The following is a 26,382-nucleotide window of genomic DNA, read 5'->3' as shown; positions in this document are numbered from 1 at the left end:
GACACAAAAAAAACTCTGAAGACAATGCTTCAGAGTTTTGGTTATTGATTAAAGGTAGAGAGCTTTGAACAAGTATACTGCCAAAAGTCCTGCAAGGATTGGCGCTACAACTGGAACCCAAGCATACCACCATTTAGAATCACCTTTATGCTCACCAAGAACTGATGTTGGCAAGATGTGGTGAAGAAGACGTGGCATCAAGTCACGAGCTGGGTTAAGGGCTGGTCCAGTAGGTCCACCGAATGAAAGAACCAAAGCAGCAACCAAGAAACCAACACCGATGTGAGCTACAGCGAGAGATCCATTCGCCATTTGGCCTGTTACAGCTGCTTTATCGTATCCATATTGAACCGCTTGTGAAACCAATTTGTGACCAAAGTAATTATTCGTCAAGGCAAGGGCACCAAAGAAGAGAAGGAATGAACCTGCAAACTCATTGGCAAAACCGTTAGCCCATGCACGATTACGATTTTCTGGAGTATCATCATGATCGTCAACTGCTGAGAACGTTGAGAAGGTACCAAGAATATTGTTAGGGTTCTCAGTTTGTACATAGTAAGGTTGGTGAACCCAAACCACAATAGCTTGACCTAAAAAAGCACCGAGAAGTTGTGCAACAAGGTATCCAGGAACGCCTACCCATGAGAACAAGCCAGATACAGCAAGTCCAAGGGTGAAAGCAGGGTTGATGTGGTTACCAGAAACATCACCAAACATAAGAGCTGGCATCATAACACCAAAACCATAACCAAAGGCGATTACAATCCAACCAGATTTGTTACCTTTTGTTCCCTTAAGCTCAACGTTGGCAACAGCACCATTACCAAGCGCTACAAGAAAAGCAGTCGCGATAAACTCAGTGAGGTACTTCAATAGCCATTCACTGGTGAACGCTTCTTTTAGAAAATCATTCATTTGTCTCTTTATTTCCTTTCGATTTTACAATAATTTAGACATCTATCATTTTATCAAGTATAATGTCTGATGTAAAGATATTTCTGGAATGTTTACGTATTATTTTTGAGGTTTTTGAATATGAAATTTAACCAGTTTAGTTACATCCCTGTTAGTCCTGAAATTGCTTGTCAAGAGCTCCGTTCTTTGGGGTTTGAAGTTTCTCTAGATGCTAGTGCCAAAGCCAATTTTGAATCATTTGTTCGCAAGAACTTCCTTTTCTTTGAAGATACTGATTTGGCTTTGAAAAATTGGATTTCCGATCCAGAGACAGACCTCCTGGCCTTTTTCCAATCAGATCGTCCTTTAACTGCTGAAGTCTTTGGCTTGGTAGCCCTTCAACTGCTAGGATTTGTCCCTAACGTGGACTTTACCGACAGTGTTGCTTTCCTTGAGAAAATGGCCTTCCCAATCACTTTTGATGGTAGCCTTAATAACCTCCACCAGTTGTTAGCGACACGCACACAATCTGGCAATACCTTAATTGATCAGTTAGTAGCCCAAGATTTAATCCCAATAAGTAATGACTACGTCTTCTTTAATGGTAAGAGCTTGGCCACATTTGACACCAATCAACTTCACCGTGAAGTGGTTTATGTCGAGACTCCTGTAGATACCGATAAGGATGGACAGTTAGACTTGGTCAAGGTAACCATCTTACGTCCTAATGTGGACTTCCCGGTTCCAGCCATGATGACCGCAAGTCCTTATCAACAAGGGACTAATGAACCTGCCTCTGATAAGCTCACCCACAAGATGGAGGGAGACTTGCTCGTCAAACCAGTAGGTGAAATCTCCCTTAGCCAACCAAAAATCAAGACACCAGAGGCAGACCTTACGCCTATCAATCCTGTCACGAAGGCTCAGGAGCGTTTTGCTCACACTGATACCTATACACTTAACGATTACATGTTGGCTCGTGGTGTGGCTTCTATCTATGTATCTGGTGTCGGTACTTTCAACTCGGAAGGTTTCATGACCTCTGGAGACTATCAACAAGTTCTGGCCTATAAAGCTGTCATTGACTGGCTCAATGATCGTGCACGCGCCTTTACTAGCCATAGTAGACAGCATACCATTACTGCTGATTGGGCTTCTGGTAAGGTGACTACTACTGGGCTGTCATACTTGGGTACCATGTCCAACGCCCTTGCTACAACTGGTGTTGACGGTTTGGAGATGGTAATCGCTGAAGCAGGTATTTCTTCTTGGTACGACTACTATCGTGAAAATGGGCTCCTCGTCAGTACTGGAGGCTACCCTGGTGAGGATCTCGATACCTTGACTGAATTCACTTATTCTCGTGCCCTATTAGCTGGAGAATACCTACGCCACCAAAAAGACTACGAGGCCTACCTTAAGGCGCTAAGCACAGCTATTGATCGTAAGCACGGAGACTATAACCAGTTTTGGCATGACCGTAACTATGTGCAGTTCGCAGACCGTGTCAAAGCTACTGTAGTCTTTACACACGGTAGCCAGGATTGGAACGTCAAACCGATTAACGTCTATCAAATGTTCAGAGCCCTCCCTGACTCTCTTGAAAAGCACCTCTTCTTCCACAATGGTGCCCACGTTTACATGAATGCTTGGCAGTCTATTGACTTCCGAGAAAGCATGAACGCCTTGATTTGTCAGAAACTCCTTGGTTTGAATAACGGCTACACACTGCCTACTGTTATCTGGCAAAACAACCAGTCTGAACAGACCTGGGAAGTTCTCGATAACTTTGGACACGACAATGGTAAACACATTCAGCTTGGTGAGACTGAAGCTAGTATCGCTAACCATTATGAAGAGGAAACCTTTGCCAAATACGGTAAAGCTTACCAAAGCTTCAAAGATGACCTCTTTGTGGATAAAGCCAATGCCATCACCCTAGACTTTGAACTGGACCAAGACATCCAAATCAATGGTCGTGTCCACCTAGAGCTCAAGGTTAAGTCTAGCACAAACCGTGGTCTCATTTCGGCCCAAGTTCTAGAAATGGGGGACAAGAAGTATCTCGCACCTATCCCTGCACCCAAACGCATGAGTTTAGATAACGGTCGTCTCTTCAAGGAAGAAGCCTTACGTGAACTGCCATTCAAGCAGGCCAAATATCGTGTCATTACCAAAGGACACCTTAACCTGCAAAATCGCAAGAACCTCCTTAACATTGAGAATGTCACCCCAAATGAATGGATGACTATCGGTTTGGATTTGCAACCAACCATCTACAAACTCAACAAGGGCGACAAACTCCGACTCGTTCTCTATACCACAGACTTTGAGCACACTATTCGTGACAATAGTGACTATGAAGTGACTGTGGACCTAAGCCAAAGTCAGATGACATTGCCTTATTAGTATTTATCGCAAAAACTCCCATAGGATGAGAACTCCCATGGGAGTTTTTGATTGTGTGGAAATAAACAAGATTTAATCTTCAATTTTTACGATTGATTTTAATATTATTTAAACAAATGATGTAGCCAAGACAGTGGAATAACACAAATTCTCAATGGACAACTCAACCTTAAAACCAAGAAATCCTCCCTAATGGCATCAATAGCCATAACGAATCGCTAGCAATTTTCGCAACTCTGCCATTCGCTCCTCGATAAAGGGAGACAAGGTTAGCTGGTCTTTTCTGACCACTTCGGATATTTCCAGTGACATCCTGCTTAAGATATAGGGAGTGGCTGAACGAGAGTCTGCAAGTTCCGTTCGGTAGGAGTGCAGGACCTGCTTCAAATCAGCATAATCTGGCTAATCTCCAATAGTTTCAATTACCTCATCGATGATAGCTACTGCTTGTTCTCGTCTCTCTTTGCCTCCTGCAAACCATTTAAGTCCTGTCATTATGAAAACCTCCTTATTTCTTTCAACTAATTTTTCAATCACATCTTTAGTATAGCACCCTGATAGTCATTTAAAAGCCAGCGTCCCAAAAAGTGGCTATACGTCCTGAATGGTCATTCATATACAAAATGAAAAAAATTGAGGGAGATACTCAATCTTTTTACCTATTTAATACAATATCTCAGTGCTAACATGAGTGAAGCTAAGATTGCTAATGCCCCCACAAAAGAGACAAGTGATTGCTCACCGTCATTTGTTTTAGGGAATTCTTTTGTGTCTGCTACTTTATCAGTCATTGGTGCCATTTGCCCTGTTTGAGCGTTCAGTTCCTTCTGAACCGTTGACATCGGCTGTGGTTGAACAGTTGGCAAAGATTTCTCTTTCGTACTCTCTTCGGTTACTCGTGTAGGACGAACAGTTTTAGTTTGAGGTTCAGAGATGGTTGTTTGTTCCTGATTCAAAGTCATAAAACGTGGACTAGAGCTGGCTAAATGGTCATAAACTGTTTGAGCAGGTCCACCACCAACCCATCCTGATAATAGCTGACCATTTTCCAGATAAAGTAGTGTAGGTGTACCTGGAATACCAATCTCACCAAACACATAGTTTCGGTCAAAATCCTCACGATCTGTATCGTAATACTCTAAACGACCATCCATCAGTTGGTTCAAGACCTTCAACTCTGGTGAAAATTGACGACAATAGTAACAGGTTCCACGTCCAAAATAAATCGTATGTGCCTGACCATCCTCGGTAAAGGCATTACGCACATCATCTAAACTTATTTTAGGTAAATCAGCAACATTAGCGTCGTATTCCTCACGAGATACTGCTGGGATATCATTTGCAGTCTCCTCCTCAGACTCAGCCAAGGTTACTGATTCAGTCGCTGCTGGTGCCTCTTTATCTTCAGGAAGCGACTGCTCCTGACTATCTGATGGTTGTTCTACTGGAGTAGATTCGGTTGCTTCAACCTTTGGAGAATTATCAGCTCCCGTTTCTACCACCTCATCCGCTAAAGCAGTTCCTACCGATAGATTCAGTAACAAGGCTGAACTCATCAGCCATAGCGTTAATGTCCGTTTTTTCATCATAAACTCCTTTCGATTACTTAGTCTAGTTTAACAATTTACAACTCTCATAGAAGCTAACGTCCCAAAAAGTGACTATACGTCCCGAATGGTAAGAATATAAAAAATCCCACTATCACCAGAAGGTTCGGGTAATAACAGGGACTTTTTAAATTCTTATCAAATGAGAGTTGTCATTTCAAGTTCTTACATAATAGCACAGACAGGTAAGTATACCATCGGATAGGCTTCGTCTCGTGGATGCCGAGGCAGTGGCACTAGGGTTCCTTTAAAAGGGTCACCCTCCTTGTTATTCACATTTGGCATACGACAGACAGCGCCACCTTGAATAGCTTCAAGTTCTTTATATGTTAGTTCTATAAGCATTAGTTTACCTCCTTATGGTACGACAGAAGTGTATTGCTATAAGGGCAGAATTTATTCCTCAAGGTGTCACTAGAGATACTAAGTTAACTCTAAGCCCCATTATTCCTGTAGATTACTTTTCCTTTCTGATTATTTTTAACACTTTGGGAGTTATATAAGCTAAGTAACAAACGTCAAGAAAAAGTAAAATAACCATATAGTTATTCCATTCTTCATCAGTACTGATACAAATACTGTAAATCGCGTATAAAATAGCACCTAAATTAACCAGTCCTAGCACTGCATAAATCTGTTTAGGTGTAAAGTTTTGTTCCTCTACTGGACGAATGCTCAGTTCTCGTTTAATAAGCAGTGGTAGATAAATCAGGAAAAGTAACGAAACCAGACCTAACGGCAACCAAAAAAGGAATGAATAACCATTAGAAAATAACTCAAGACAAATATTCCCACCTAGTAATCCTAAAGTGACAATTATTAATCGTAAATAACGTAAAGTACTTGAACGAAGTCGGTTAAGATGCAACATTTCATTATACCTCAAAGTCAATCATACGTTTCTAGAATCACGATAACTATTAGTGAGTTCTAAGAATCACCCATGTGCCCCCACAATATTGTGCACCTAATACTGCTCCACCAAGCGCTCCCGGTACAGAACCTAAGGCACCTCCAATAACAGCACCTGCTGTGGCACATATTCCAAATGCAGTCCCTACATCACCTGCAGAAAGATTACCTCCTTCAATATTAGAAAGAGTTGTATCGTTCAAGTTCAAGAATTTTTCAAGTTCTTCAGTTTTCATTATTTTTTCTCCTTAAATAAATTTAGCTTGCTCTAGTGTGGAAAGAAGGCTCCGACCACCGCTCCAATGCCAGCACAACCAACAACAGTATACGGTGTGAGAGCTCCAACGCCAGCACAATAGTAAACTCCTTCAGCAGCACCCCCAACAGAACTTAAAAAGACATCTGCTGTTCTTTTCCCTCCTCCTTCAACACTAGCAAGTGTTTCAAGGTCGAGGGTGTTAAAGTTTTCAATTGTTTGAGTTGCCATGGCAACTACCTCCTAAAATTTTTATCGTGTGATCTCTCAATCACATCTTTAGTATAGCATTCAAGTGTCTCTATCAGAGCTAGCGTCCCAATAAGTGGCTATATGTCCCGAGTAGTAAAAAAAAGACTGAATATCATTTTTGATTCATTCCATGTCTTATTGAAAAAGCTTTAACTAATTCTTTCTATACTGCCTATAGACTCCAAATAAAAAGAAAAAGAATCCTATTGATGCTAACAAAAGTTGATAGATATTTCCTGATGACAATAGTACTTTGCTATATAAATATATCATCGCAATAGTCGAAAAAATGATTAGGTATTTCTTCATTTGTATCACCTATCTCAAATGAAGATTATTCAGCTGTACCATAACAAAATGCTGTGCTACCGCCTGCAAATCCAGCTCCTGCACCGTCGTTATGAGTTAATTTTGTAAACATTGCTTATACTCCTTATTTTGTCAATTACTTACTTCTCTATATTATGGTTGATATACTTGATGCCCCATAAAAATAGTACGAAACCCAATAATGAAAAAAAACCTACAAATATAGCGATAACTTTTTGATAATAGAAATCTGTTGTCAAAAAACGAAGGCAACTAAGTGTCAGTAACAAGAAACAAGCTAGGGAAGCTTTTAATTGATTTAACACAGTTGGTTCTTCTCTTCTTGTCATTATTTTTCGAATGAGCAATATATCAACCACAACCACTAAGAGGGCTGCTACGATGTAGACCAATTGGAATACGGATGATAAGTTATGAAGTAATTGACTAAAAAAAAGTACCAGTAAGGATATGCTAACTACTTGGGCAATGACAAATAGCACTATATCCCTTTTTGAAACTCTATGTGTCATTGTTGTTCTCCTTAACAGCCAGGTAAGGCTACTCCACCTCCAATAGCTGCACCTACTGCACCAGTTCCAATTGTATACGGTCCAATGAAGAAAGCCGTTCCACCTGCAGCTGCAGAGAATCCTTCTGAAGCACCTACGGCGACAGAGGCCCCACACATTCCCCATCGTTCCCAATTGACTCGTCCTCCTTCAACACTAGCAAGTGTTTCAAGGTCGTTATATGTTAGTTCTGTAATCATTAGTTAACTCCTCATCTACATAAAAATAAACTATTTGTTCAAAGAAAATAACACTATCTTATAAACAAATTATTAAAAATTGTTATGAAAATACCCGTATATGTTCAAGATGATTTTTTATGTTTATTTTTATTGACCTTGTTGAAAAAGATATTACCTAACAAAGCAACAACAAAACCTATAATAAAATATACCATAGATTAGCTCCACCAGCAGGTTGCTCCATAGGCAACAGTACCACCTGCGCCTCTCCAACTACATCCACCTCCTTCAACACTAGCAAGTGTTTCGAGGTCAAGGGTGTTAAAGTTTTCAATTGTTTGAGTTGCCATGGCAACTACCTCCTAAAATTTTTATCGTGTGATCTCTCAATAACATCTTTAGTATAGCATTCAAGTGTCTCTATCAGAGCTAGCGTCCCAAAAAGTGGCTATATGTCCCGAATGGTAATTCCTGAAGAACATCCTTCAATCATTGGAAATCTTCCTCTAATTTTCACATATTTACTGAATCACTTTCTTATTATAACACTTTTATGCAACGTAAATCGAATAATGTCACAAATGGTTACTATATTTTCTATTTTTTAAAATATTTTTTGACTTGCAAGTAAGCTAGAAAATCACAGAGAATTAACAAAAGCATTAATACGACCAACATTATGCGGTCTGTGGTATCACTAAATGTAAGTAATGTGTAAAACTCTACACAAAGCACAAGAAATGAGATGACAAGAAAAACAATGAAGGACTGCCGTATTGTTAACAGATTTACTGAATCTGGACGCTTCTTAAGCATACGGTAGAGCAGTCCATTAACAAAAATGACTACTAAAGCTAGTGCTCCGACTGCTAGCCAAGTTCCTGGCGAGATCTTGCTTTTGTAGAGAGAAAGGCTGATACTTATAAGGAAAACTGCCAACGCAGCAGTGATGGTTCTAAAAGATCGCAATACACTCGAACTAATATTCTTTAACTTCATGATAAAACACCTAAACTATGAATAACCTCAGTCAGTCTTGCAAACCTAATAAGCTATTACATTTAACTCTATTCCTCTCTGTATTTTATTATACAGCTGTAAGATTTCAAGTAAGCCCTTAGCGATTAAATTCTACTGGAGATGTAATACAGTAGTGTCATTAGTACTGATACTTTAAATAGGCGAATATACATATCTTTGTTTTCTCTATTACAAAGATATGCAATCAAATATAATATAATCTCCGCTATCATTAGCAAGAATAATTTTACTTCGGGAACATCAAAAATAAGCATTTGCAAGCATCTTACGTTCAAAGTGACCAAAGGTTACTTTTGAAACTGTACCCACTTTTTAAAAAGTAAGCTATAAAGAAGCACCGTTAGCCCTAGCAAGTTAATGGTATGGTGAACTGCATCCAAGCTTCTAAATAGATTAGCGAGGCCCATTCCGATGAGAATGGTAGCCAGTAAATACGGTTTTGAGTTTTTAAACATACTTTTCTCCTTAAAGTGTTTTTAGCTAGTCTGTGCATAATCTATGAATTTTATTATAGATTGGAAGCCGATAAAAAAGTAGTGACATAAATGTCACTACTTGTCTGACCTTATATCCTTGATAACCGTACACATAAGAAAGAGAAATAAACATAACCCGATAAGATTTAGGCATTGAAGTCCAAAATTCAGTTTTTCTCCAAAGTTATGTAAGGCAACAAGGACGAAGCCCATAGACATCATTAGAGACACTAGGCGTTTTTTGGTCATGATTACAAATACCTCTTCTCTTATATCGAAATTTTCAATCATAATTCACATGCTATTCACAGACCAGCAATTGACAAGACATCTCAGTTAGGATTTCTTCTTAACGGAATTGGTAGCCTTGTGTTTTTCAAGAAATGACATAATAGGCTTATCTAAAAAACTCATAACAGCCATGCAAACCATCCCTAAAATATAACTTTTCAAATCAAACATAATCCATCACCACCTTCAACGTTTGCAAGTGCCTCAAGGTCAAGGAGTTCAAAATTGTTATTTGTTTGCCTTGTCATAGCAACAACCTCCTAAACTATTTTTTAGCGTTTGCTCTCAAGCTATGATTTTATTATAGGCTGGAAGACAACAAAAAAGTAGTGACATAAATGTCACTACTCGATTTTGATTTTTAGGAACTCTACATTTCGAATACTTCTATTTTTTGAGTCGCTCCCATTTACTAAAAATCAAACTAAAAGTGATTAATGTTAACCCTACCAAATTAATGATATGATGAACAAAATCTAAATTTCTAAAAAGGTTAGCAATTCCAAATCCTAAAAGGAAAATGGCTAGTAAATACATTTTTTTATCTTTAAACATAGGGTCACCTAAATATTAGCAGAATGTGGCGTAACCAACTAAAGCTCCTCCCCGGTAACCTACTGGGCCTCCTGCTGATCCTACTAGAGCAGATCCAATTGTGCCGGCATAACACTTAACCCATCCTCCACCTTCAACATTTGCAAGCGTCTCGAGATCGAGTGTTTCAAAAGTGTTCATTGTTTGTGTTGTCATTCTAACAACCTCCTAAAATATTATTTTTTAGCTTTTTCTCTCAAGCTATGGTTTTATTATAGGTTGCAAGACAACAAAAAAAGTAGTGACATAAATGTCACTACTCGATTTTGATTTTTAAGAAATCTTTTCGAATATAGAAGCTATGGTCTAGATTATCTTAGGCTCCTTCCATTACGCCTGCTTGTAGGCTGTACATCTTGTGATAGGTGCCGCCGAGGTCTAGGAGCTCCTCATGGCTACCGTGTTCGATGATGCAGCCCTTGTCTAAGACATAGATGCAGTTGGCATCTTGAATCGTTGATAGGCGGTGGGCAATAGCAATGGTTGTGCGTCCTTGACGCATTTTTGCTAGAGAGTTTTGGACAATAGCCTCTGTCTCCGAATCAATATTGGCTGTCGCTTCATCCAGAATCAAGATTTTAGGCTGGCTAACAACGGTTCTAGCAAAGGCTAGAAGCTGGCGTTGACCGGTTGAAAAACTTGAACCTCGTTCAGAAACTGGAGCATCATAGCCTTCTGGAAGTTTATCAATAAAGTGATTGGCATCCACAAACTCAGCAGCGGCTTTAATCTCTTCATCGGTTAAATCCTGATACATGGCAATATTGGATTTGATTGTACCATGATAGAGAAAGGGTTCCTGAAGGACAAGACCAATGTTCTTACGCAGCTCTGCCTGACTATAATCGCGAATATCTACACCGTCAAGAAGAACTCGTCCTGATTGGAACTCATAAAAACGCATGAATACGTTGATAATAGAGGATTTTCCAGAACCTGTGGAACCGACAAAAGCGATGGTTTCACCTTTATTGACAGAGAAGGAAATATTATCCAAAATCTGGTGCTTACCGTCATAAGAGAGGGAGACATTTTCAAAGCGAATATTTCCCTCTGTAACCTTGGCGTCTGTGTCTCTCTGTTCAGGCTCATAGGTACGCTCGTCAATCAAGGCAAAGACCCGATCTGCTGAGACCATAGAGGTTTGCAGGGTTGAGAAGTTTTGTGTCACTTCAATCAAGGGATCAAAGAGGCGATTAATATACTGGATAAAGGCATACATGGTCCCTGCTGTGATTCCCAGATAGATACCTCGGTAGCCAAAATAGGCCATAAGAACAGCATAACCCAGCAGCTTCAGTAAACTCATGGCTGGGCGTAGAAAGAGAGAATCCAGTGACATGGAACGACTAGCGTAAATCAGGTGCTCCTCATTGATGGCATCAAACTCTTTTTTGAGACGTTTCTCTTGGTTAAAGGCCTGAATGATGCGAATCCCCTCGATACTCTCTGACAATTTGGCATTTATATCTGAAAGCAAGGCTCTGGTCTTTTCAATGATGACCACTGATTTTTTGCGGTAGAGGTTAACCAAAAGGACAATCAAAGGAAGAAAGAGCACAATAAGCCCAGTCAGACGAATGTCCAAAATCATCATGGTATAAAGGGTCGTGACAAAGATAAAGATAGCCGAAATAAAGCTAGAGAGAATTCCTGAGAACATCTCGCTAATGGTTTCAGTATCATTGGTCAAGCGGGAAACGATAGAGCCTGCTGGAGTTTTGTCAAAGTAAGACATGCCCAGTTTTTCCATATTGGCAAAGGCATCTCGACGAATATCTCTGACAATACTGTAGGACACACGCGCAAAGAAGAGATTTCCCAGATACTGGGCCAGTGTCTGCAAGAGGTAGAGACCATAGTATCCAATCAGAATCATACTTGCCGCCTGATTCAAATCCTGGAGGTAGTGATCAATAAAATAGGAGGCCGCCAGGGGAATGATACTCTTGATAACCGTTGTGGACAAGAGGAAGGCCAAAGCTAGAAAGGTCAAGAATTTGTAAGGCCTGAGATAAGTCAAAAGACGCTTAAACACAGACCATTGGTTTTGATTAGGCACGAGCTTCTCCTCCTTCCATTTCTAACTGTTGAGACTCATAGGTCTTGGCATACCAACCATCTTGAGCTAGTAAGTCATCATGACGGCCACGTTCAATGATACGACCATCTTGCATGACTAGGATGAGGTCAGCGTGCACCACCGCACTAAGACGGTGGGCAGTAATGATAGTTGTCTTGTCCTTGCGAGTATGCTTGAGATTATCAATAATGGCATGTTCTGTCTTAGCATCAACCGCAGATAAGGAGTCGTCCAAAATCAAAATATCTGGATCCAAAATCATGGCACGACTCATGGCCAGACGTTGCTTTTGACCACCTGATAGGCTGACACCCTTTTCACCAATGATTGTTTCAAAGCCTTCAGGCATAGCCTTGATATCCTCATAAACTTGAGCCAACTTAGTCGCTACTTCCACCTTGTCAATGGAGAGATCAGGATTACCAAAGCGAACATTTTCTAAAATAGAACTGGCAAAGAGAAACTGGTCTTGAGGGACATAGCCCATCAAGCTACGCAAGTCTGATAAGCGGTAGTCTCGGATATCATGACCATTCAAATAGATGGCTCCTTGATTGACATCGTGCTCCCGCAAGAGCAACTTGACAAGGGCCGTCTTTCCTGAGCCAGTCTGCCCAACCAAACCAAGAGTTTGCCCCTTGTCCAAGGTGAAATGAATATCTCGCAAAGTATCCTCATCCTCAAAAGCAAAGCGGTCAATCGCATACTCTAAGCGACCATTTTCGATACTTGGGAGAGGATGCGCAGGATCTTGAACATCTGATTCCTGCTCCAGAAGATTTTCAATACGTTGGTAGGACACATTTCCCCTCTGTGTGATATTAAATAGGAAACCAATGGCCATCAGAGGCCAAACCAGCATATCCAAATAGGTAATGAAGGTTACCAAATTTCCGACCGTTATCTGACCGGCCTGAATCATAAAGGCCCCGACAAGAAGGGTCAAAACATAAGATGAGCCAACAAAGAGTAAGACCAAGGGATCAAAAAGGCTATCATACTTCATCGTATGCATATTCTTTTTGAAGGTCATCTTATTGGTCTCTTGGAAAGACTTAAGCTCAGCCTCCTGATAGCCAAAAGACTTGGTTACCTTGATTCCTGATACCGACTCTTGAACCTTATTATTAAGTTCGGAAAAGGCTGCCTGGGATTCTCCAAAAGCTTTATGGGTCTTACGGCCCAAACGACTGGTCGCAAAAGCCATGAAGGGGAGAGGTAAGACAGCCACCAGCGTCATCTGCCAAGAAATGCTGAAGAACATGGTGATTAAAGTTACCAATGCTGTGATAGAGGCATCTACGGCTGACATGACACCCCCACCAGCCAAGCGTGTTAAGGAGTTGATATCATTGGTTGCATGGGCCATGAGGTCTCCAGTTCGGTACTTTTGATAAAAAGAAGGCGACATCTTGGTAAAATGCTCAAATAGGCGTGAACGCATAATCTGGCCTAAGCGATAAGAAGTCGCCAAGATATACATGCGCCAAACATAACGCAAATAGTACATCCCCAAAGCTGCCAAAAGCAAATACACAAGATTCAAAAGCAAGACCTGATTGGTCAATTTCCCCGATGTAATAGCATCAATGACCCGCCCCATAACCATAGGAGGAATCAGATTGAGTACCGAAACCAGACTCAGTGCCAAAATCCCGACAATATACCGGCGTTTTTCTAACTTGAAAAACCACCAAAGTTTTGCAATGATTGATTCTTTAAAAAACAAGTTATTACCCCTATCCTTACAAACGAGTGATTATAATTCTAACAAAAGGTTACTTCCAATAGCGATAGATTGTGCCATCTTCTAACTGAAAGTGACCAATATAAGATAACTTCCCAAAATCAGTAGACTCTGGCAATTGATAAGCAAAGGAGTCAAAATTATAGACCTTGTACCCACCATCCATAGAGTATCTCTCCTTGTCACGAATGACTGACGCATCCTTCTTAGGGCTCCAAATGTGTCTGATTTCATCAGAAGTCTTATATTATACTCTATGACAAAATTGTACAATTCAAAGTTAGTTGCCTCACTGAGATAGCGACCATCGGTATTGTAGTTGGCTAATTGAAGCTTTCTCTTAGCCTCAGAATAATTTCAAACCTGTCCTCTTTCTCGCATGATATCGGCATCACGACCACTTTGATAAGTATCTGCCTTAACCATCGTCATTGTTACTCCTAACGTTAATACGGTGACTACTGTCATCATTAAATGTTTCATTATTTCTCCAAACGTGTTTATTCATTTTCCCTCTTTTGAATGTGTTGTATTTGTATGATAGAAAATAAGTGAAACCTGAGACGCGTAAGCTCCCAGGTTTTTTACTCTTTAGAATGCGTTTGAATCAGTTTTACAAGAAGGCGGTAGACACCTAGTGCCACCAAACCTCCCAAAGTGTTGGTCCATAAATCATCTAACTCAAAGACACGATTAGCATCAATGAGAAGATCTAGGATAACTTGTCCAACCTCAATCGTCAAAGACATGACAAAGGTCGCTAAAAGAACCTTTTTCCAAGACCTGAATCTGGGGTACAAGGCTAAAAGCCCTAAAATCAGCGGACTCAGTAAGAAAATATTGGTCACATTTTGCCCAAGCACAAAGACAATCTCTTTAAGACTATCCAGCTGATAAAAGTTGGTCAAACTATTGAATGGGGTTAATAGGACCACGACACGACCAAAATGTTGAATACCAGGGGTTTCAACACCTTCAACTAGCCCGTACTGGGGTGTCCAGCATAGGAGTACTAAACAAAGGAGATAAGCACAGACCAAAACTCGGCTTAGCTTTCTTCCTTTTGGTGTTAGTTCTCCATCCTTATCTACCCAAGTCTTAAGCTGAAACATCTTACTTACCTTCTGATTTACCAGAAGCTTCTGCCACTGCCTTTTGACGGTCGCGTTTCATGGTGTTTGAACGCAATTGTCCACAAGCTGCATCGATATCTGTACCGTGCTCTTGACGAACCACGCAGTTAACCCCATTTTTCTTGAGCACATCGTAGAAGGCTGCCACACGTTCTTTCGTTGAACGACTATATTGGTCGTGCTCTGATACTGGGTTATATGGAATCAAGTTGATGTATGACAACTTACGGATTTTCTTAGTCAAATCAGCCAACTCTTGAGCATTTTCAGGATGGTCATTGACCTCATTAAGCATGATATACTCAAAAGTGACACGACGGTTGGTTGTCTGGATGTAATACTCGATAGCTTCAAAGAGTTTTTCAAGTGGGAACGAGCGGTTGATACGCATGATGCTTGAACGAAGATCATTGTTAGGTGCGTGAAGTGATACGGCAAGGTTAACTTGAACACCTTCGTTAGCAAATTCCTTGATTTTTGGTGCCAAACCAGATGTTGACACGGTAATGTGACGTGCTCCAATGGCAAGACCATTGTCATTGTTAATGGTACGCAAGAAGCGAAGCACATTGTCATAGTTATCAAATGGCTCACCTATACCCATAACAACCACGTGGCTGACACGTTCACCGTCGCCACGGTCATCAAAGTATTTTTGTACCAACATGATTTGCGCCACAATCTCACCAGCAGTCAAGTCACGTTGTTTCTTAATCAAACCACTCGCACAGAAAGTACAACCAATGTTACAGCCAACCTGAGTTGTCACACAGACAGACAAACCATAGTGTTGACGCATCAAAACAGTCTCAATCAACATACCATCTGGCAATTCAAAAAGATATTTAACAGTACCATCTTTAGATTCTTGAACGATACGTTGTTTCAATGGGTTTACGCAGAAATTCTCGTTCAATTTAGCAATGAAATCCTTAGAAATGTTGGTCATTTCTTCGAAAGATTGCACACGCTTCTTGTAAAGCCAATCCCAAATTTGAGTAGCACGGAATTTCTTTTCACCGTGTTCCATAGCCCAGTCAATCAACTCATCACGAGTAAGACCGTAAATAGAATGCTTGTAGCCCTCCATATCCTCCAATTTCTGACGTTTACGACGTTCTGGTTTTGCTTGTGTTGTTACTTCTGACATAGTTTAATTTCCTTTTTTCTGATTGTAAAATGCTGACCAGCTGACTTGGCATTGCTTTGTTTTTTCAGTGAGGTGTGCTGATTTTTTGAAGTCTTCTTCTGACTCTTCTTGAAGTTAGACTTTCGCTCACGACTAGCATCCTCAGACCTAGATTTGAACTTAGGCCGACGCTTGATTTTCTCAAAGCTTGGCCCCTCTTGGTCCCTGTCTCTTCGTTTGGACTTATCCCGCTTTTGCTTAGCAGAAACTTTTTGGTCCTTATTCTTTTGAGAAGCATTACGCTCCTTCTCTCTAGATTCCTGAGAAGAATGACGACGATTGTTAGAACGACGACGCTTGCGACGAGGCTCTGTCTCCTCTTCAAAGACGATTAACTGCGGCTCTTCATTTTTTAAAATAAAGTAGGCACAACCAAAGGCACAGTATTCACGTAAATACTCTGACAATCGGCTAATACGATCTGTCTTACGCGTATTAGGACGCTCGTCCTCGTAAAAGCCCTTAAGGCGAAGCTGGTCATTAGACCAATCCCCAACAATATAGTCATACTTAAGCATGATTTCAGAAAAACGTTGCCCAAAGCGGGTAGCGTCTAAAGCATCCTTGTGATTTTCAAGAACCGTAAACTGATAGGCATCTGATTTCAGAAGGTCGGCCACGTACACAAAGTCTGGCCCTGGATATTTATTATAATTAAACATTTCTGGCAAGATTTCTTTACGCATGTGCCATCCTTTCTGCTCTCTCTTATTTTCTATTCTGATGCTGTGATAATGCTCTTATCTCTTATCCCAATTGGCACCATTTTTTCTTAAATACTTAGCCACAAGTCCCCTTAACAAATCCGGAAAAAGAAGAGTGACTTCCTTTTCTTTGATTTTAGGGAAATAAGAAGCAAAGTAGTATTGATCCACAAGGACCAAACTAAACTTCTCATTGGAATCTACAACCCTACTATTATACAACAAATTACCGTTTTTGTAAGCAAAATTCCCCGTGATTACTTCACCAAATGTCTTCCCTCTGAATCCCATACCTTTAATAGCCTGGTTTTTAAGGAGTTCAGCCTTGGTAAAAACTTCACGACAGATTTCCTTGAGTTCTTTCCCTGTCACGACTAAACGCACCATCCGCATCTGATGGGGAAGGGCTTTTTGAAGGTCTGCCATGGTCACTTGAGGACCTAGCGTTTTCATGATGAGTCCAGTATTTAAAATCGTTAACTGGCTATCTGTCTCCTGACAAACAGCTTGTAAAACCAATTGACAAGTCTCATCAAAATCTAGTTTTCGACCTAGATTAGCCACTTTTTCCTGAGCCAAACGACGATGGCCTTCCTCACGCATAGCCTTGATAAAGATTTCGTCCTCCTTGTCCAAATCCAAGATGTATGACTTGGTGGGAATAGCCTCGATCTGACACTCTATCAATTGCCCATTTTCCACAGTAAAGTCAATACAGCCAAGATAATAGCCATATCTATCAGCAGCTGCCAAATAGGTTTCATTTACTAATTTTCCCTCTTCAAAAAGGTGATGCGTGTGGCTCCCGATGACAAGGTTTACCTGCGGATAAGTCTCTGCAATCTGCTCATCATAACGTACACCCAGATGGCTAAGAACGACGACTATGTCTGCATCCCTTACCTCAGGGCGAGCCAAATCCTCTTCCAACCGAGCCATAGGCTCTAACACCTGCCAACCGTTAGGAGCATAGGTGATGTAATATGGGAAGGTATAGGCCAAGAAAGCAATGTTTGTACCTGCTTTAGTTTTATGGATAAGATAGGGTTTGGCCCATTCAGGCTGTCTCCCCTCATCCTTGAGATTTCCTATAATTGGCTGAAACTTGGCCTGCTCATAAAGACAGTCTAGCTTATTCTTAGCTAGACCAATTCCCTCATTATTTCCAATAGTCGCATAGTCTATTCCCAACTCATTCATCAAGGCTACATTAAAACGCCCAGCGGTCGCATCAGATAGAGGATGGGACTTATCCACATTATCCCCAAGATCTACCTTAATCAACTCTCTATCCGTCTGACTCAAATCATCCACAGCCCGCTTGAGTTGTGGATACTGTTCAAAATGAGAGTGCAAATCATTGATATGAAGAATTCGAATCGTGTCTTTCATGACTTCTATTTTAGCACTTTTACCACAAAAAAACTTGACATTCATTTTGCCAAGTTTTTACATATCTAAATTTGCTTACAGCTAAACGCCAAGGCTTAGAAACTTTGCTTCTTAGCTTTACGCTCAGCACGTCCCTTAGCACGATTAGCTGCACGACGCTCACGTTTGCGTTTTTCGTCAACCTTCCACTGAATTTTCTTCTTGTAACCAGGCTTGATTTTTTTCTTTTTCTTCTTAACCAGACCAATCATTTCCGTATCAAGTTTTTGATAGGCTTTTTCTCGGTTGGCACGACGGTCGCGGTCATAGGTATCTTGAAACTCACCATCTTTAAATACCTTAGGTTCAAAGGTAATACCCATTTTTTCCAGCTCACGAATATCTGAGTCGTCACTTGGTTGATAAAGGGTGATAGCTGTCCCTGACAAGCCGTTACGTCCAGTACGTCCTACACGGTGAACAAAGAATGACAAATCTTGAGGAATAGCGTCATTGATAACATGGCTAACCCCTTCAATATCAATTCCACGCGCTGCAAGGTCAGTCGCTACAATATACTCAAACTCAAGTTTCTTAACTTGATTCATGATACGTTTACGTTCACGCGGTGGAATACCGCCATGAATTTTCGCAACTTTAAGACCGTTTGATACCAAATAACTATGTAAATCATCCGCACGTTCCTTGGTATTGACGAAAATCATTGCCAAGTATGGTTGCATTCCCTTAAGCATCTCAAGAATCTGTTCATTCTTGTTGCGCCCCTTGGTAGATACCAACCAGTTATCAATGGTATCTGCAATCACAGTTGAAGTCTTGATTTGTTCCATGACAGGATTGGTCAAGTATTTCTTCAAGAATGGTTGCAATTTTTGAGGAATGGTTGCTGAGAAGACCAAAATTTGAACTTCCTTAGGAAGACTTGCCGCAATCTTATCCACAGTATCCAAGAATCCCGTATCCATGGTCATGTCAGCCTCGTCAACAACAAAAGTATGGGCCTTGTGGATAGCCAAGTCACCAGATTTAACTAGGTCATAGATACGCCCTGGTGTCCCGATAACAATATGAGGTTGGGCTACCTTGAGTTTCTCAATCTGACGTTGCTTGTCTGTACCACCCACATAATTGACTACACGAATTTCAGTCTCAGAGTGTTTGGCAATTTGTTTTGTCGCTTGGTAAATTTGTGTCGCCAATTCACGTGATGGCGCTGTAATAACAACTTGAACATCGCCACTCTTTGGATTGAGCTTCTCAAAAATTGGCAAGAGGAAGGTATGTGTCTTCCCTGAACCAGTCTTGGATTCACCCACTAAATCACGGCCAGAACGGACTACTGGAATCAATTTTTGCTGAACAGGTGTTGGCTCCTTAAATTTAATCTCGTCGAGAGCCTTTTGAATATAGGCTTTAAAATTAAAATCTTTAAATGACATTTTTTCTTACTTCTTTTCTATCTAGTCTATCCTTATCATTATAACAAAAAAAGAGCATTTCTGCTCTTTTCATTTATTTCATAACGTTTCCAAGAACCATCCAAAGGGTAATGGCACTTGCAAGTGCTCCAACTGCCCAAAGGAAAGCATCAACCTTCCACTCTGACCATTTGTCGCCCTTACCTGAAAGACCACCCAATTCGAGGTGGTGGTGGAATGGTGTCATACGGAAAATACGACGACCTTCTCCATACTTACGCTTAGTGTATTTGAAATAGCTGACCTGTAGCATGACAGAAGCTGTCTCAAAGACATAAACCACACCAATCAAGAGTAGCGTCCACTCTACACGTAGGGCAATAGAGATAACCGCAAGCATAGCCCCAAGTGACAAAGACCCAACATCCCCCATAAAGACCTTGGCTGGCTTGTGGTTAAAGACGAAGAAGCCAAGAAGGGCACCAATCATAGTAATAATGATAGTTAAGATAGCGAACTCACCCTTGACAAAAGCGATGATTCCATAAGCAATCAAGCTGATAACCACAGAGATAGAAGCTAAACCATCAATACCATCTGTCAAGTTGACCGCATTTGAGAAACCAACGATCCAGAAAAGGACAAAGAGAACATAGAAGACACCAAGGTGAATTGTCAATCCTCCAATAGATAGGCTATTTGTCCCACTAGGGAGTACATGGATGAAATAGAAAAGCAAACCTGCAATAATCTGCAAAGCCATCTTTTGCCAGGGTTTAAGACCCTCATTGATTTGATGGAAAATCTTAAGGAAATCATCAAGGAAGCCGATAATACCATAAATCAAGAGTACAAAGAGTATTCCTACTGGGGCACCATAGGCTTGGTGTCCCTTGCTAAAGACATGGAAGTTGAAAATCAAACTAACCAAGATGGCAACCACTAGGAATACTGTCCCTCCCATAGTTGGTGTACCAGCCTTGGCCAAGTGCTGCTTCACATCTTCATGCATCTGTTGACCACCGATTTTTTTGATTTTGTAGTAAGTAATAAAATGAGGCATGGCGAGCACCGTCAACACAAAGGCGGCCACGCCTGCTATCAGACTCATAGTCATCTTAGTCTCCTAAAGTAATGGTAATCTTTTTGGTTTTAGACAGGGCTTTTCCTGCCGCAACACTTTGTTTGGTCACAGTCCCTGACTTGCCACCTTTGTAAGTAATTTTAATGCCTTTCCATTTGGCAAATGTTTCAACATTCTTCTTGGTCCAACCATACATGTCTGGAAGTTCTGTGAAGTCATTAGTCATGATTAGGATCTGCTCATTAGCTTTAATATCAGCTTTTGCATCTACAGAAACCTTTTCAATCTTATTGCCAACACCCAGAACAACCGGATGAATTAGGTTTTGGCGAAGAGTATTAGCTGTCTCTCCTGGTGTCTTACCAATGATATCACCAGTTTGATAGCTAGTCTCTTCAGTATTTCCACTCCCCTCAGAAACAGAAGTCTCCAAAGTAGCACCCATTGACATGGCTTCTTCTAAAACAGGGTTCACCACAGTCGCATAAAAATTATTATCCCAGGTCTTAGGCTCTTGAATGGTCAAATACATGATGTATTCTGGATCATCAGAAGGAACCATGGCTACAACTGAGTTGAGAGTCTCGTTGGTCCCAACTTTATAGGTTCCTGTCTTTTCATCAGCCACTTGGGCTGTTCCTGACTTAACCGCAACATCATAGTTACCAACCTGAATGATTGGCGAACCTTCAGACTTGTTGTATAGGGTACCGAACTCTGGATCCGTACCGACAGAAATCATATAGTTACGGGTTTCAGATGCAGTCTGCTTGGAAACAGGTTTACCAATAACTTCTTTCTTGGCTGTACGAACAGTACCTTGATTAGTATCGGCAACTTGTTTAATAAATTGAGGCTCTAACATAATACCATTGTTAGAGATTGCGGTAAAGGCTCGGAGCATTTGGACTTGAGTTACTGAAATCCCTTGTCCAAAAGATGATTGGGCAATATTAACTGAGTTTCGAGAGACAATCCCTGAAGACTCACCAACCATCCCAAAGCGGGTTGGAAGTCCAAATTTGTATAGCGATAGGTAGTTAGACCAGACTTTGTCTCCCATGTCTTGTTCCAGCATGGTCATACCAACGTTACTTGAATATGAAAATCCTTGTGCAAATGACATCGTTCGACCTGTTGAAACACCTTCATTGATTGACCAGTCATTGATTTCAACATCATCAACCTTAATACCATTAGCGTTACTGTAGGTTGCATTCGGGTTGAAACTTCCATTATTGATAGCTGCTGACAAGAGCATCACTTTCATGGTTGACCCTGGCTCATACTGAGCTTCATAGAGGCGGTTGACCCAGTCGTAACCTTTTTTAGTCTGTCCTTCTAGCGTATCCGAGTTATAGGTTGGACGTTGTGTCGTTGCAAGGATTTCACCTGTTTTCGCATTGACAACTGTTGCTGAAGCATTTACACCTTTGGTCTGCTCCATAAACGTATCCATCTGCGTTTCTAGGAAGGTCTGAAGAGGGGCCGACAATGTCGTATAGATATTCTTACCATCGATAGCTTCTTTGGTAATCGTTTCCGTTCCAAGAAGGGTATTACCGTCTTTATCCTTCTCGTAGATAGCTTCGCCATCTTTACCTGTCAAAAGGCTATTCAGCGAACGCTCTAAACCTGTTTGACCGACCAATGAATACGAACCGTCTTTTTTATTTTCAACAGCTTCGGCACGGCCAAGAAACTCTGAAGCAAAGGTTCCATTAGGATACATACGGGAGGTTGTCGCTTCAAATGCCATCCCCTTAATACCTGCATCCTTAAAAGTCTTTTCTAGGTCCTCTTTGACAGAGTAGGTGATTCCTTTTCCTTTTAGTCCAAAGGATACTTGATAGGCACCCTTGGTACGCAATTGAGCCAAAGCATCACTCTTTTCAATTCCTAGCTTGTCTTTCAAAATATCGGCAACCTTATCAAACTGACTATCTTGGACATAGAGTTTTTCCCGAGTTGCTGACACATAGCTGGTTGACACAATAGCATAAATGGAATAACTGGTTGAATCCTCAGCCAAAACATTCCCATTTCGGTCATAAATCGTCCCACGCTTGGCCGCCACTGTGGTTTTCGTGTTATAAGACTTAGCAGCCTGTGTTGACAAATCAACACCAAACTTACTATCGGTCCCAATAATTACCACAAAGTTGATAATAAAAACAAAAAAGATAAAAATGCTGAGAACCATCAGGTTCTGACCAACATGCTGTCGGTTTTGGGCTGGCTTTTTCCTATCCCTTACGACATAGTTTAGAAATAAATGTTTAAGTTTTTTAAGTCTGTTCATTGGCTATTTCACACTCTTAATACTATCGTTATTAATAGACAGTCCTGCCTTAGTGGCAATCTCTTTGATACGATCAGAGTTAGTTAACTCATTTACTGCCTGCTTAGCATTGTTAAGCTCTGTCTTTTCGTCACTAATCTTGCGATTAAGGTCTGTGATTTGTTGCTTGATAGCCTGATTACGCCCTTGTAAAAATACAACAGCGATACTCATCACAATAGCTGTCAAAACAATTGCCGAATAGAAGGCCTTTTCCATACGTGTCATAAAACGAATATGGTTTCTAATAGCCCTATTAACAATCTGACGTTCCTGATTTTCCATAGTTACTTCCTGATTTTTTTAGCCACACGCAATTTAGCAGAGTGCGAGCGGTTATTGGCTTCTAATTCTTCCTGACTAGGTAGGATAGGCTTACGATTAACCAGAGCTACCTTCGGTTGTAAGTCTTCGGGAATAAAAGGTAAGCCTTTAGGTACATCTACCGTGCTAGCTTCCTTGAAAAGTTGCTTAGTCAACCGGTCTTCCAAAGAATGGAAGGTAATCACCGAAATGCGACCATCCACAGCTAGGAGATCCAAAGCCTCCTGAATCGATTCATCCGCAGCACCAAGTTCATCGTTCACTTCGATTCGAATAGCTTGGAAAATTTGCTTGGCTGGATGGCCCTTCTTCTTCAATTCCTTAGCAGGCTTAGCTGATTTAATGATTTCCGCCAGTTCCGTCGTGGTCTCAATTGGTTTAACCTGACGAGCTTGTTCAATTTTACGTGCAATTTGTTTAGAGAACTTGTCTTCACCATACTTGAAGAAAATGCGCACCAAATCGTTGTAAGGATAGGTATTAACCACCTCATAAGCAGTCAAGCTCGCCTCCTCATTCATACGCATATCCAGCTTGGCATCCTGTTTATAGGAGAAACCACGCTCACGCTCATCCAACTGTGGGCTAGACACACCCAAATCGTAGAGAATGCCATCAATTTCAGACACTCCCAGAGCTTCAAGGTTAGATCTGAGGTTACGGAAATTATCCTTAATGAAAGTCACCATTCCCTTATCAATATAGTCCTTGAGACGCACTTGAGCATTATCAATAGCCTTTTGATCCTGATCAAAACAGTACAAATGACCCTTTTCAGACAATTGTGACAATAGATAAGACGAATGTCCTGCGCCACCCAAGGTCGCATCAACATAGATGCCATCGGGCTTGATATCAAGCATATCAACAGTTTCGTGTAAAAGAACGGTTACATGGTGAAATTCATTAGTCATAACTTCTATTATAGCACAAGAATGGAGAAATTGTCTCGTTCTGTAAGTTAACAGGATAGTAAAAAAGCCAGACCTGTGGCCTGGCTTGATGATTGATAGATCGGTTCTCGAAAATCAGTCAACTCTGTAAAAATAACTTTCCTCAGATGGCTTACCATTAGTCGCTAAAATTCGGTCCTTACTGTTATCTCCCGCATCACTTCCATCGCTAACTCCTTTAGGACAAAGCTCAATTGGAGCATTCCCTACTGGGCTAGAATACACATAAGTTAGGGTATATATTCCTGACACATATTGATTGGATGAGACTTTGTCGATAGGGTAAGTAGAACCCCAGAGTTCCAACTGTCCATCCGAAGTAATGGTGATAGTCTGTCCATTTGAAGACTTCCATGTCCCTACAGCTGATTTATAGTTACCATTTTTCAGTTCATCAGGCTTGAGGGCTGATGAACTTGTTTGAGTTTGTGATGCTGTGCTAGATTCAATAGAGGCACTGCTCAGGTCCTTCCAACCCCAATTAGAGAGATCAGCCTTCTCTGCACCCGAATCACTGTCATCTTTTATAAGAGACTGGCCATCACTACTAAAGTGGTAGCCAGAACCTTCACCAGCCATAGCACCAGCACTACCATAGTAGCTAAAGGTTGTTATCCATGAGGTAGACCAATGTCATACGCTCACCCAACATGCCCAGTTGCGGACCTTCTGTCAGACGAATGACCTGACCACTATCCTTAGAGATAGTGTAAATATCCGTAATCATATGCTCCTTAAAGAGTTTACCTGGTTTAAAAGCAAACACCAACTCGTCAACCCCATTACCATCCAAATCACGGTAAGTATAGACCGTTGAAGCAGGACTGATTTGAGAATTAGCATAGGTCACCACCAAAGGATTAATTGAATCGTCAGTTTGATTGTCATCTACAGCTGTTTGGTACTTACTAATGATGCTATCATAGGCAGAGGCATCTACCTTTTTCTCTTGACTAGAGCTTGAGCTAGAGCTTTCACTACTACTTGATTGGGACTGCTCTACTGATGATGAAGAATTGGTAGATGATAAATGATTAGACTGATTTGAACAAGCAACCAATAGGGCTAGACTAGGCTAGATAATCCTGTTACTAATACTAAAACTTTATTTTTCATTGCTGATCCTAAATTCCTTTTCTCTTACCCTTATTCTGTTGTCCCAGAGCTAATATCTGAGCCGTAGGCAGGGTCTGTATAGCTTGAGGTCTCACTATTTGAGTCGGTATCAGTTGTTGGAGGAGCATAATTATACTGTGGCGCTTGGTAAGTTCCTTGAGCTGAGGAAGGAGCCGGTGTAACCGTAGTCGTTGTGGCTGTCTGTGCCTGGCTAGCTGCTACAGATGCCGTGCTAGAGCTTGACAACTCGCTAGACGTTGATGTTGACGATGACGAGCTAGAGCTAGATGATTTAGAGGGAGCCTTAGCTTTTGATGACGACTGTTTGGTGCTAACCCTCACTCCTACCTCGGCATGATGATGAGTAGGACGGAAAAAGACAATAGCCAAAGCCAATAAAAGAGCTGGTAGGGTAAATGCCAAAATAAGGTAACGTTTTTCTTTTATGTGACGAAATAGTTTCATAAGTTATTCACATTTCTTAAATTATATTTTAGTGTTGATTAGTCTCAGATAAGATTATATCAGAAATATTAAAATGTGCAACATTGACATAAAGCTTTTTGACATCAGAAAAACCAACTCTTTGAGTTGGTTGATTGTCGTTATTGTTGTGGATTATTGAAGTTGTTGAATGGCACTTCTACTTTTGTTGGTTGACAGAACAAAATTAAAAGTACAATCCCACCTATCCCCACGGCAAATCGGAAGAAAATAAAAGCCCAGTGATAACCAGCATCACGCAAACGACGGACTTGGATTGCAGTAAATGGTAATACAACAGCAAGACCATATATTAACATAGCTAATATCAGTAAGATTGCAATAGTACCTAGTGGACCGGCCACACTACCATCATTAGCACCTATAAATATACCTGCTAAAATCTCTACAGCGAAAATGACTAAAATATTTGCTAACACCGCAAACCAATAATCTGAGTGGCTTGAACGTCCTTCAAAATCTACATAGCCCCTCCAATATTTTTTATAAGCTTTAAACATCACCAAAGCTCCTCATTTTTGATACCTCCAATATATCAGAAGCTTCTTACTCTAGCAAATAGACCAAAAAAGCCCCATGAGGAGCTTTTTGTTTATTCT

The 26,382-nt window shown here is 40.8% G+C and carries 30 protein-coding genes and 1 pseudogene; 1 reads left to right on the top strand and 30 read right to left on the bottom strand.

The window, feature by feature from the left end:
* Positions 1-48 precede the first annotated feature (48 nt).
* Positions 49-915: an aquaglyceroporin Gla gene (gene gla / locus HMPREF9425_RS01655; RefSeq protein ID WP_003096177.1), complete on the bottom strand. Its 867-nt coding sequence runs from the start codon at positions 913-915 to the stop codon at positions 49-51.
* Between the two features lie 120 nt (positions 916-1,035).
* Here gla and HMPREF9425_RS01650 point away from each other — a divergent pair, with 120 nt between their 5' ends.
* Positions 1,036-3,303: a Xaa-Pro dipeptidyl-peptidase gene (locus HMPREF9425_RS01650; protein ID WP_003096176.1), complete on the top strand. Its 2,268-nt coding sequence runs from the start codon at positions 1,036-1,038 to the stop codon at positions 3,301-3,303.
* 198 nt (positions 3,304-3,501) lie between these two features.
* Here the strand turns inward: HMPREF9425_RS01650 and HMPREF9425_RS01645 are convergent.
* The 29 genes and pseudogenes from HMPREF9425_RS01645 to HMPREF9425_RS01505 form a co-directional block, all read right to left on the bottom strand.
* Positions 3,502-3,798: pseudogene (locus HMPREF9425_RS01645) on the bottom strand (bacteriocin immunity protein).
* A 164-nt stretch (positions 3,799-3,962) separates the two neighbouring features.
* Positions 3,963-4,889, bottom strand: coding sequence for a thioredoxin family protein (locus tag HMPREF9425_RS01640; RefSeq protein WP_037621304.1), 927 nt, complete (start codon positions 4,887-4,889; stop codon positions 3,963-3,965).
* Between the two features lie 186 nt (positions 4,890-5,075).
* Positions 5,076-5,255, bottom strand: coding sequence for a hypothetical protein (locus HMPREF9425_RS01635; protein ID WP_003096170.1), 180 nt, complete (start codon positions 5,253-5,255; stop codon positions 5,076-5,078).
* A gap of 112 nt (positions 5,256-5,367) precedes the next feature.
* Complete coding sequence (locus HMPREF9425_RS01630) at positions 5,368-5,781, bottom strand: hypothetical protein (RefSeq protein ID WP_003096168.1); 414 nt, start codon at positions 5,779-5,781, stop codon at positions 5,368-5,370.
* 49 nt (positions 5,782-5,830) lie between these two features.
* Positions 5,831-6,058 carry a bacteriocin class II family protein gene (locus HMPREF9425_RS01625; RefSeq protein ID WP_003096166.1) on the bottom strand — a complete coding sequence of 76 codons (228 nt, stop codon included), beginning with the start codon at positions 6,056-6,058 and terminating at the stop codon, positions 5,831-5,833.
* A gap of 32 nt (positions 6,059-6,090) precedes the next feature.
* Positions 6,091-6,309 carry a Blp family class II bacteriocin gene (locus HMPREF9425_RS01620; RefSeq protein WP_003096164.1) on the bottom strand — a complete coding sequence of 73 codons (219 nt, stop codon included), beginning with the start codon at positions 6,307-6,309 and terminating at the stop codon, positions 6,091-6,093.
* Positions 6,310-6,779: 470 nt separating this feature from the next.
* Positions 6,780-7,172 (bottom strand): hypothetical protein, encoded by a 393-nt coding sequence (locus tag HMPREF9425_RS01615; RefSeq protein WP_003094909.1) that lies wholly within the window; start codon positions 7,170-7,172, stop codon positions 6,780-6,782.
* An 11-nt stretch (positions 7,173-7,183) separates the two neighbouring features.
* Positions 7,184-7,411: a Blp family class II bacteriocin gene (locus tag HMPREF9425_RS01610; RefSeq protein ID WP_003094508.1), complete on the bottom strand. Its 228-nt coding sequence runs from the start codon at positions 7,409-7,411 to the stop codon at positions 7,184-7,186.
* A 200-nt stretch (positions 7,412-7,611) separates the two neighbouring features.
* Positions 7,612-7,743 carry a Blp family class II bacteriocin gene (locus HMPREF9425_RS09215; protein WP_003093551.1) on the bottom strand — a complete coding sequence of 44 codons (132 nt, stop codon included), beginning with the start codon at positions 7,741-7,743 and terminating at the stop codon, positions 7,612-7,614.
* 247 nt (positions 7,744-7,990) lie between these two features.
* Positions 7,991-8,392, bottom strand: a complete 402-nt coding sequence (locus tag HMPREF9425_RS10630; RefSeq protein ID WP_003096161.1) for a hypothetical protein — start codon at positions 8,390-8,392, stop codon at positions 7,991-7,993.
* A 967-nt stretch (positions 8,393-9,359) separates the two neighbouring features.
* Positions 9,360-9,449, bottom strand: coding sequence for a ComC/BlpC family leader-containing pheromone/bacteriocin (locus HMPREF9425_RS09665; protein WP_022495887.1), 90 nt, complete (start codon positions 9,447-9,449; stop codon positions 9,360-9,362).
* Positions 9,450-9,588: 139 nt separating this feature from the next.
* On the bottom strand, positions 9,589-9,756 hold the full coding sequence (locus HMPREF9425_RS09875; protein WP_003096142.1) for a hypothetical protein: 168 nt from the start codon (positions 9,754-9,756) through the stop codon (positions 9,589-9,591).
* A gap of 15 nt (positions 9,757-9,771) precedes the next feature.
* Positions 9,772-9,951: a Blp family class II bacteriocin gene (locus HMPREF9425_RS01580; protein WP_003096139.1), complete on the bottom strand. Its 180-nt coding sequence runs from the start codon at positions 9,949-9,951 to the stop codon at positions 9,772-9,774.
* A gap of 160 nt (positions 9,952-10,111) precedes the next feature.
* The gene (locus tag HMPREF9425_RS01575; RefSeq protein ID WP_003096136.1) at positions 10,112-11,857 is read right to left on the bottom strand and encodes an ABC transporter ATP-binding protein; all 1,746 of its coding nucleotides are present in this window, start codon (positions 11,855-11,857) and stop codon (positions 10,112-10,114) included.
* The gene (locus HMPREF9425_RS01570) at positions 11,850-13,607 is read right to left on the bottom strand and encodes an ABC transporter ATP-binding protein (protein ID WP_003096134.1); all 1,758 of its coding nucleotides are present in this window, start codon (positions 13,605-13,607) and stop codon (positions 11,850-11,852) included. Before HMPREF9425_RS01570 ends, HMPREF9425_RS01575 begins: the two co-directional genes overlap by 8 nt.
* Positions 13,608-13,656: 49 nt before the next feature.
* Positions 13,657-13,791: a hypothetical protein gene (locus tag HMPREF9425_RS10480; RefSeq protein WP_003096132.1), complete on the bottom strand. Its 135-nt coding sequence runs from the start codon at positions 13,789-13,791 to the stop codon at positions 13,657-13,659.
* A 418-nt stretch (positions 13,792-14,209) separates the two neighbouring features.
* Entirely contained in the window at positions 14,210-14,737 is a 528-nt protein-coding gene (locus tag HMPREF9425_RS01560) for a VanZ family protein (protein ID WP_003094723.1), read from the bottom strand.
* 1 nt (position 14,738) lies between these two features.
* On the bottom strand, positions 14,739-15,848 hold the full coding sequence (gene rlmN / locus HMPREF9425_RS01555) for a dual-specificity RNA methyltransferase RlmN (RefSeq protein ID WP_128637824.1): 1,110 nt from the start codon (positions 15,846-15,848) through the stop codon (positions 14,739-14,741).
* Positions 15,849-15,895: 47 nt separating this feature from the next.
* Positions 15,896-16,633: a YutD family protein gene (locus tag HMPREF9425_RS01550; protein WP_003093265.1), complete on the bottom strand. Its 738-nt coding sequence runs from the start codon at positions 16,631-16,633 to the stop codon at positions 15,896-15,898.
* A 54-nt stretch (positions 16,634-16,687) separates the two neighbouring features.
* On the bottom strand, positions 16,688-18,043 hold the full coding sequence (locus HMPREF9425_RS01545; protein WP_037621298.1) for a bifunctional metallophosphatase/5'-nucleotidase: 1,356 nt from the start codon (positions 18,041-18,043) through the stop codon (positions 16,688-16,690).
* A 95-nt stretch (positions 18,044-18,138) separates the two neighbouring features.
* Entirely contained in the window at positions 18,139-19,482 is a 1,344-nt protein-coding gene (locus HMPREF9425_RS01540) for a DEAD/DEAH box helicase (protein ID WP_003096125.1), read from the bottom strand.
* 73 nt (positions 19,483-19,555) lie between these two features.
* On the bottom strand, positions 19,556-20,578 hold the full coding sequence (mraY, locus tag HMPREF9425_RS01535; RefSeq protein ID WP_003096123.1) for a phospho-N-acetylmuramoyl-pentapeptide-transferase: 1,023 nt from the start codon (positions 20,576-20,578) through the stop codon (positions 19,556-19,558).
* A gap of 1 nt (position 20,579) precedes the next feature.
* Complete coding sequence (gene pbp2x / locus HMPREF9425_RS01530) at positions 20,580-22,847, bottom strand: penicillin-binding protein PBP2X (RefSeq protein ID WP_003096121.1); 2,268 nt, start codon at positions 22,845-22,847, stop codon at positions 20,580-20,582.
* 3 nt (positions 22,848-22,850) lie between these two features.
* On the bottom strand, positions 22,851-23,171 hold the full coding sequence (ftsL, locus tag HMPREF9425_RS01525; RefSeq protein WP_003093404.1) for a cell division protein FtsL: 321 nt from the start codon (positions 23,169-23,171) through the stop codon (positions 22,851-22,853).
* A gap of 2 nt (positions 23,172-23,173) precedes the next feature.
* On the bottom strand, positions 23,174-24,124 hold the full coding sequence (rsmH, locus tag HMPREF9425_RS01520) for a 16S rRNA (cytosine(1402)-N(4))-methyltransferase RsmH (protein ID WP_003096119.1): 951 nt from the start codon (positions 24,122-24,124) through the stop codon (positions 23,174-23,176).
* A 114-nt stretch (positions 24,125-24,238) separates the two neighbouring features.
* The gene (locus tag HMPREF9425_RS10145; RefSeq protein ID WP_003096117.1) at positions 24,239-24,742 is read right to left on the bottom strand and encodes a DUF6287 domain-containing protein; all 504 of its coding nucleotides are present in this window, start codon (positions 24,740-24,742) and stop codon (positions 24,239-24,241) included.
* A 22-nt stretch (positions 24,743-24,764) separates the two neighbouring features.
* The gene (locus HMPREF9425_RS10140) at positions 24,765-25,223 is read right to left on the bottom strand and encodes a hypothetical protein (RefSeq protein ID WP_003096115.1); all 459 of its coding nucleotides are present in this window, start codon (positions 25,221-25,223) and stop codon (positions 24,765-24,767) included.
* An 86-nt stretch (positions 25,224-25,309) separates the two neighbouring features.
* Positions 25,310-25,744 (bottom strand): Wzz/FepE/Etk N-terminal domain-containing protein, encoded by a 435-nt coding sequence (locus HMPREF9425_RS09200; RefSeq protein WP_003096114.1) that lies wholly within the window; start codon positions 25,742-25,744, stop codon positions 25,310-25,312.
* A 140-nt stretch (positions 25,745-25,884) separates the two neighbouring features.
* Positions 25,885-26,283 carry a DUF805 domain-containing protein gene (locus HMPREF9425_RS01505; RefSeq protein ID WP_003096113.1) on the bottom strand — a complete coding sequence of 133 codons (399 nt, stop codon included), beginning with the start codon at positions 26,281-26,283 and terminating at the stop codon, positions 25,885-25,887.
* Between the last annotated feature and the right edge of the window lie 99 nt (positions 26,284-26,382).

The organism is Streptococcus vestibularis ATCC 49124 (genome assembly GCF_000188295.1).
In the GTDB taxonomy this organism is placed as follows: Bacteria; Bacillota; Bacilli; order Lactobacillales; family Streptococcaceae; genus Streptococcus; species Streptococcus vestibularis.
This window is presented reverse-complemented; position numbering and strand designations above follow the sequence as displayed.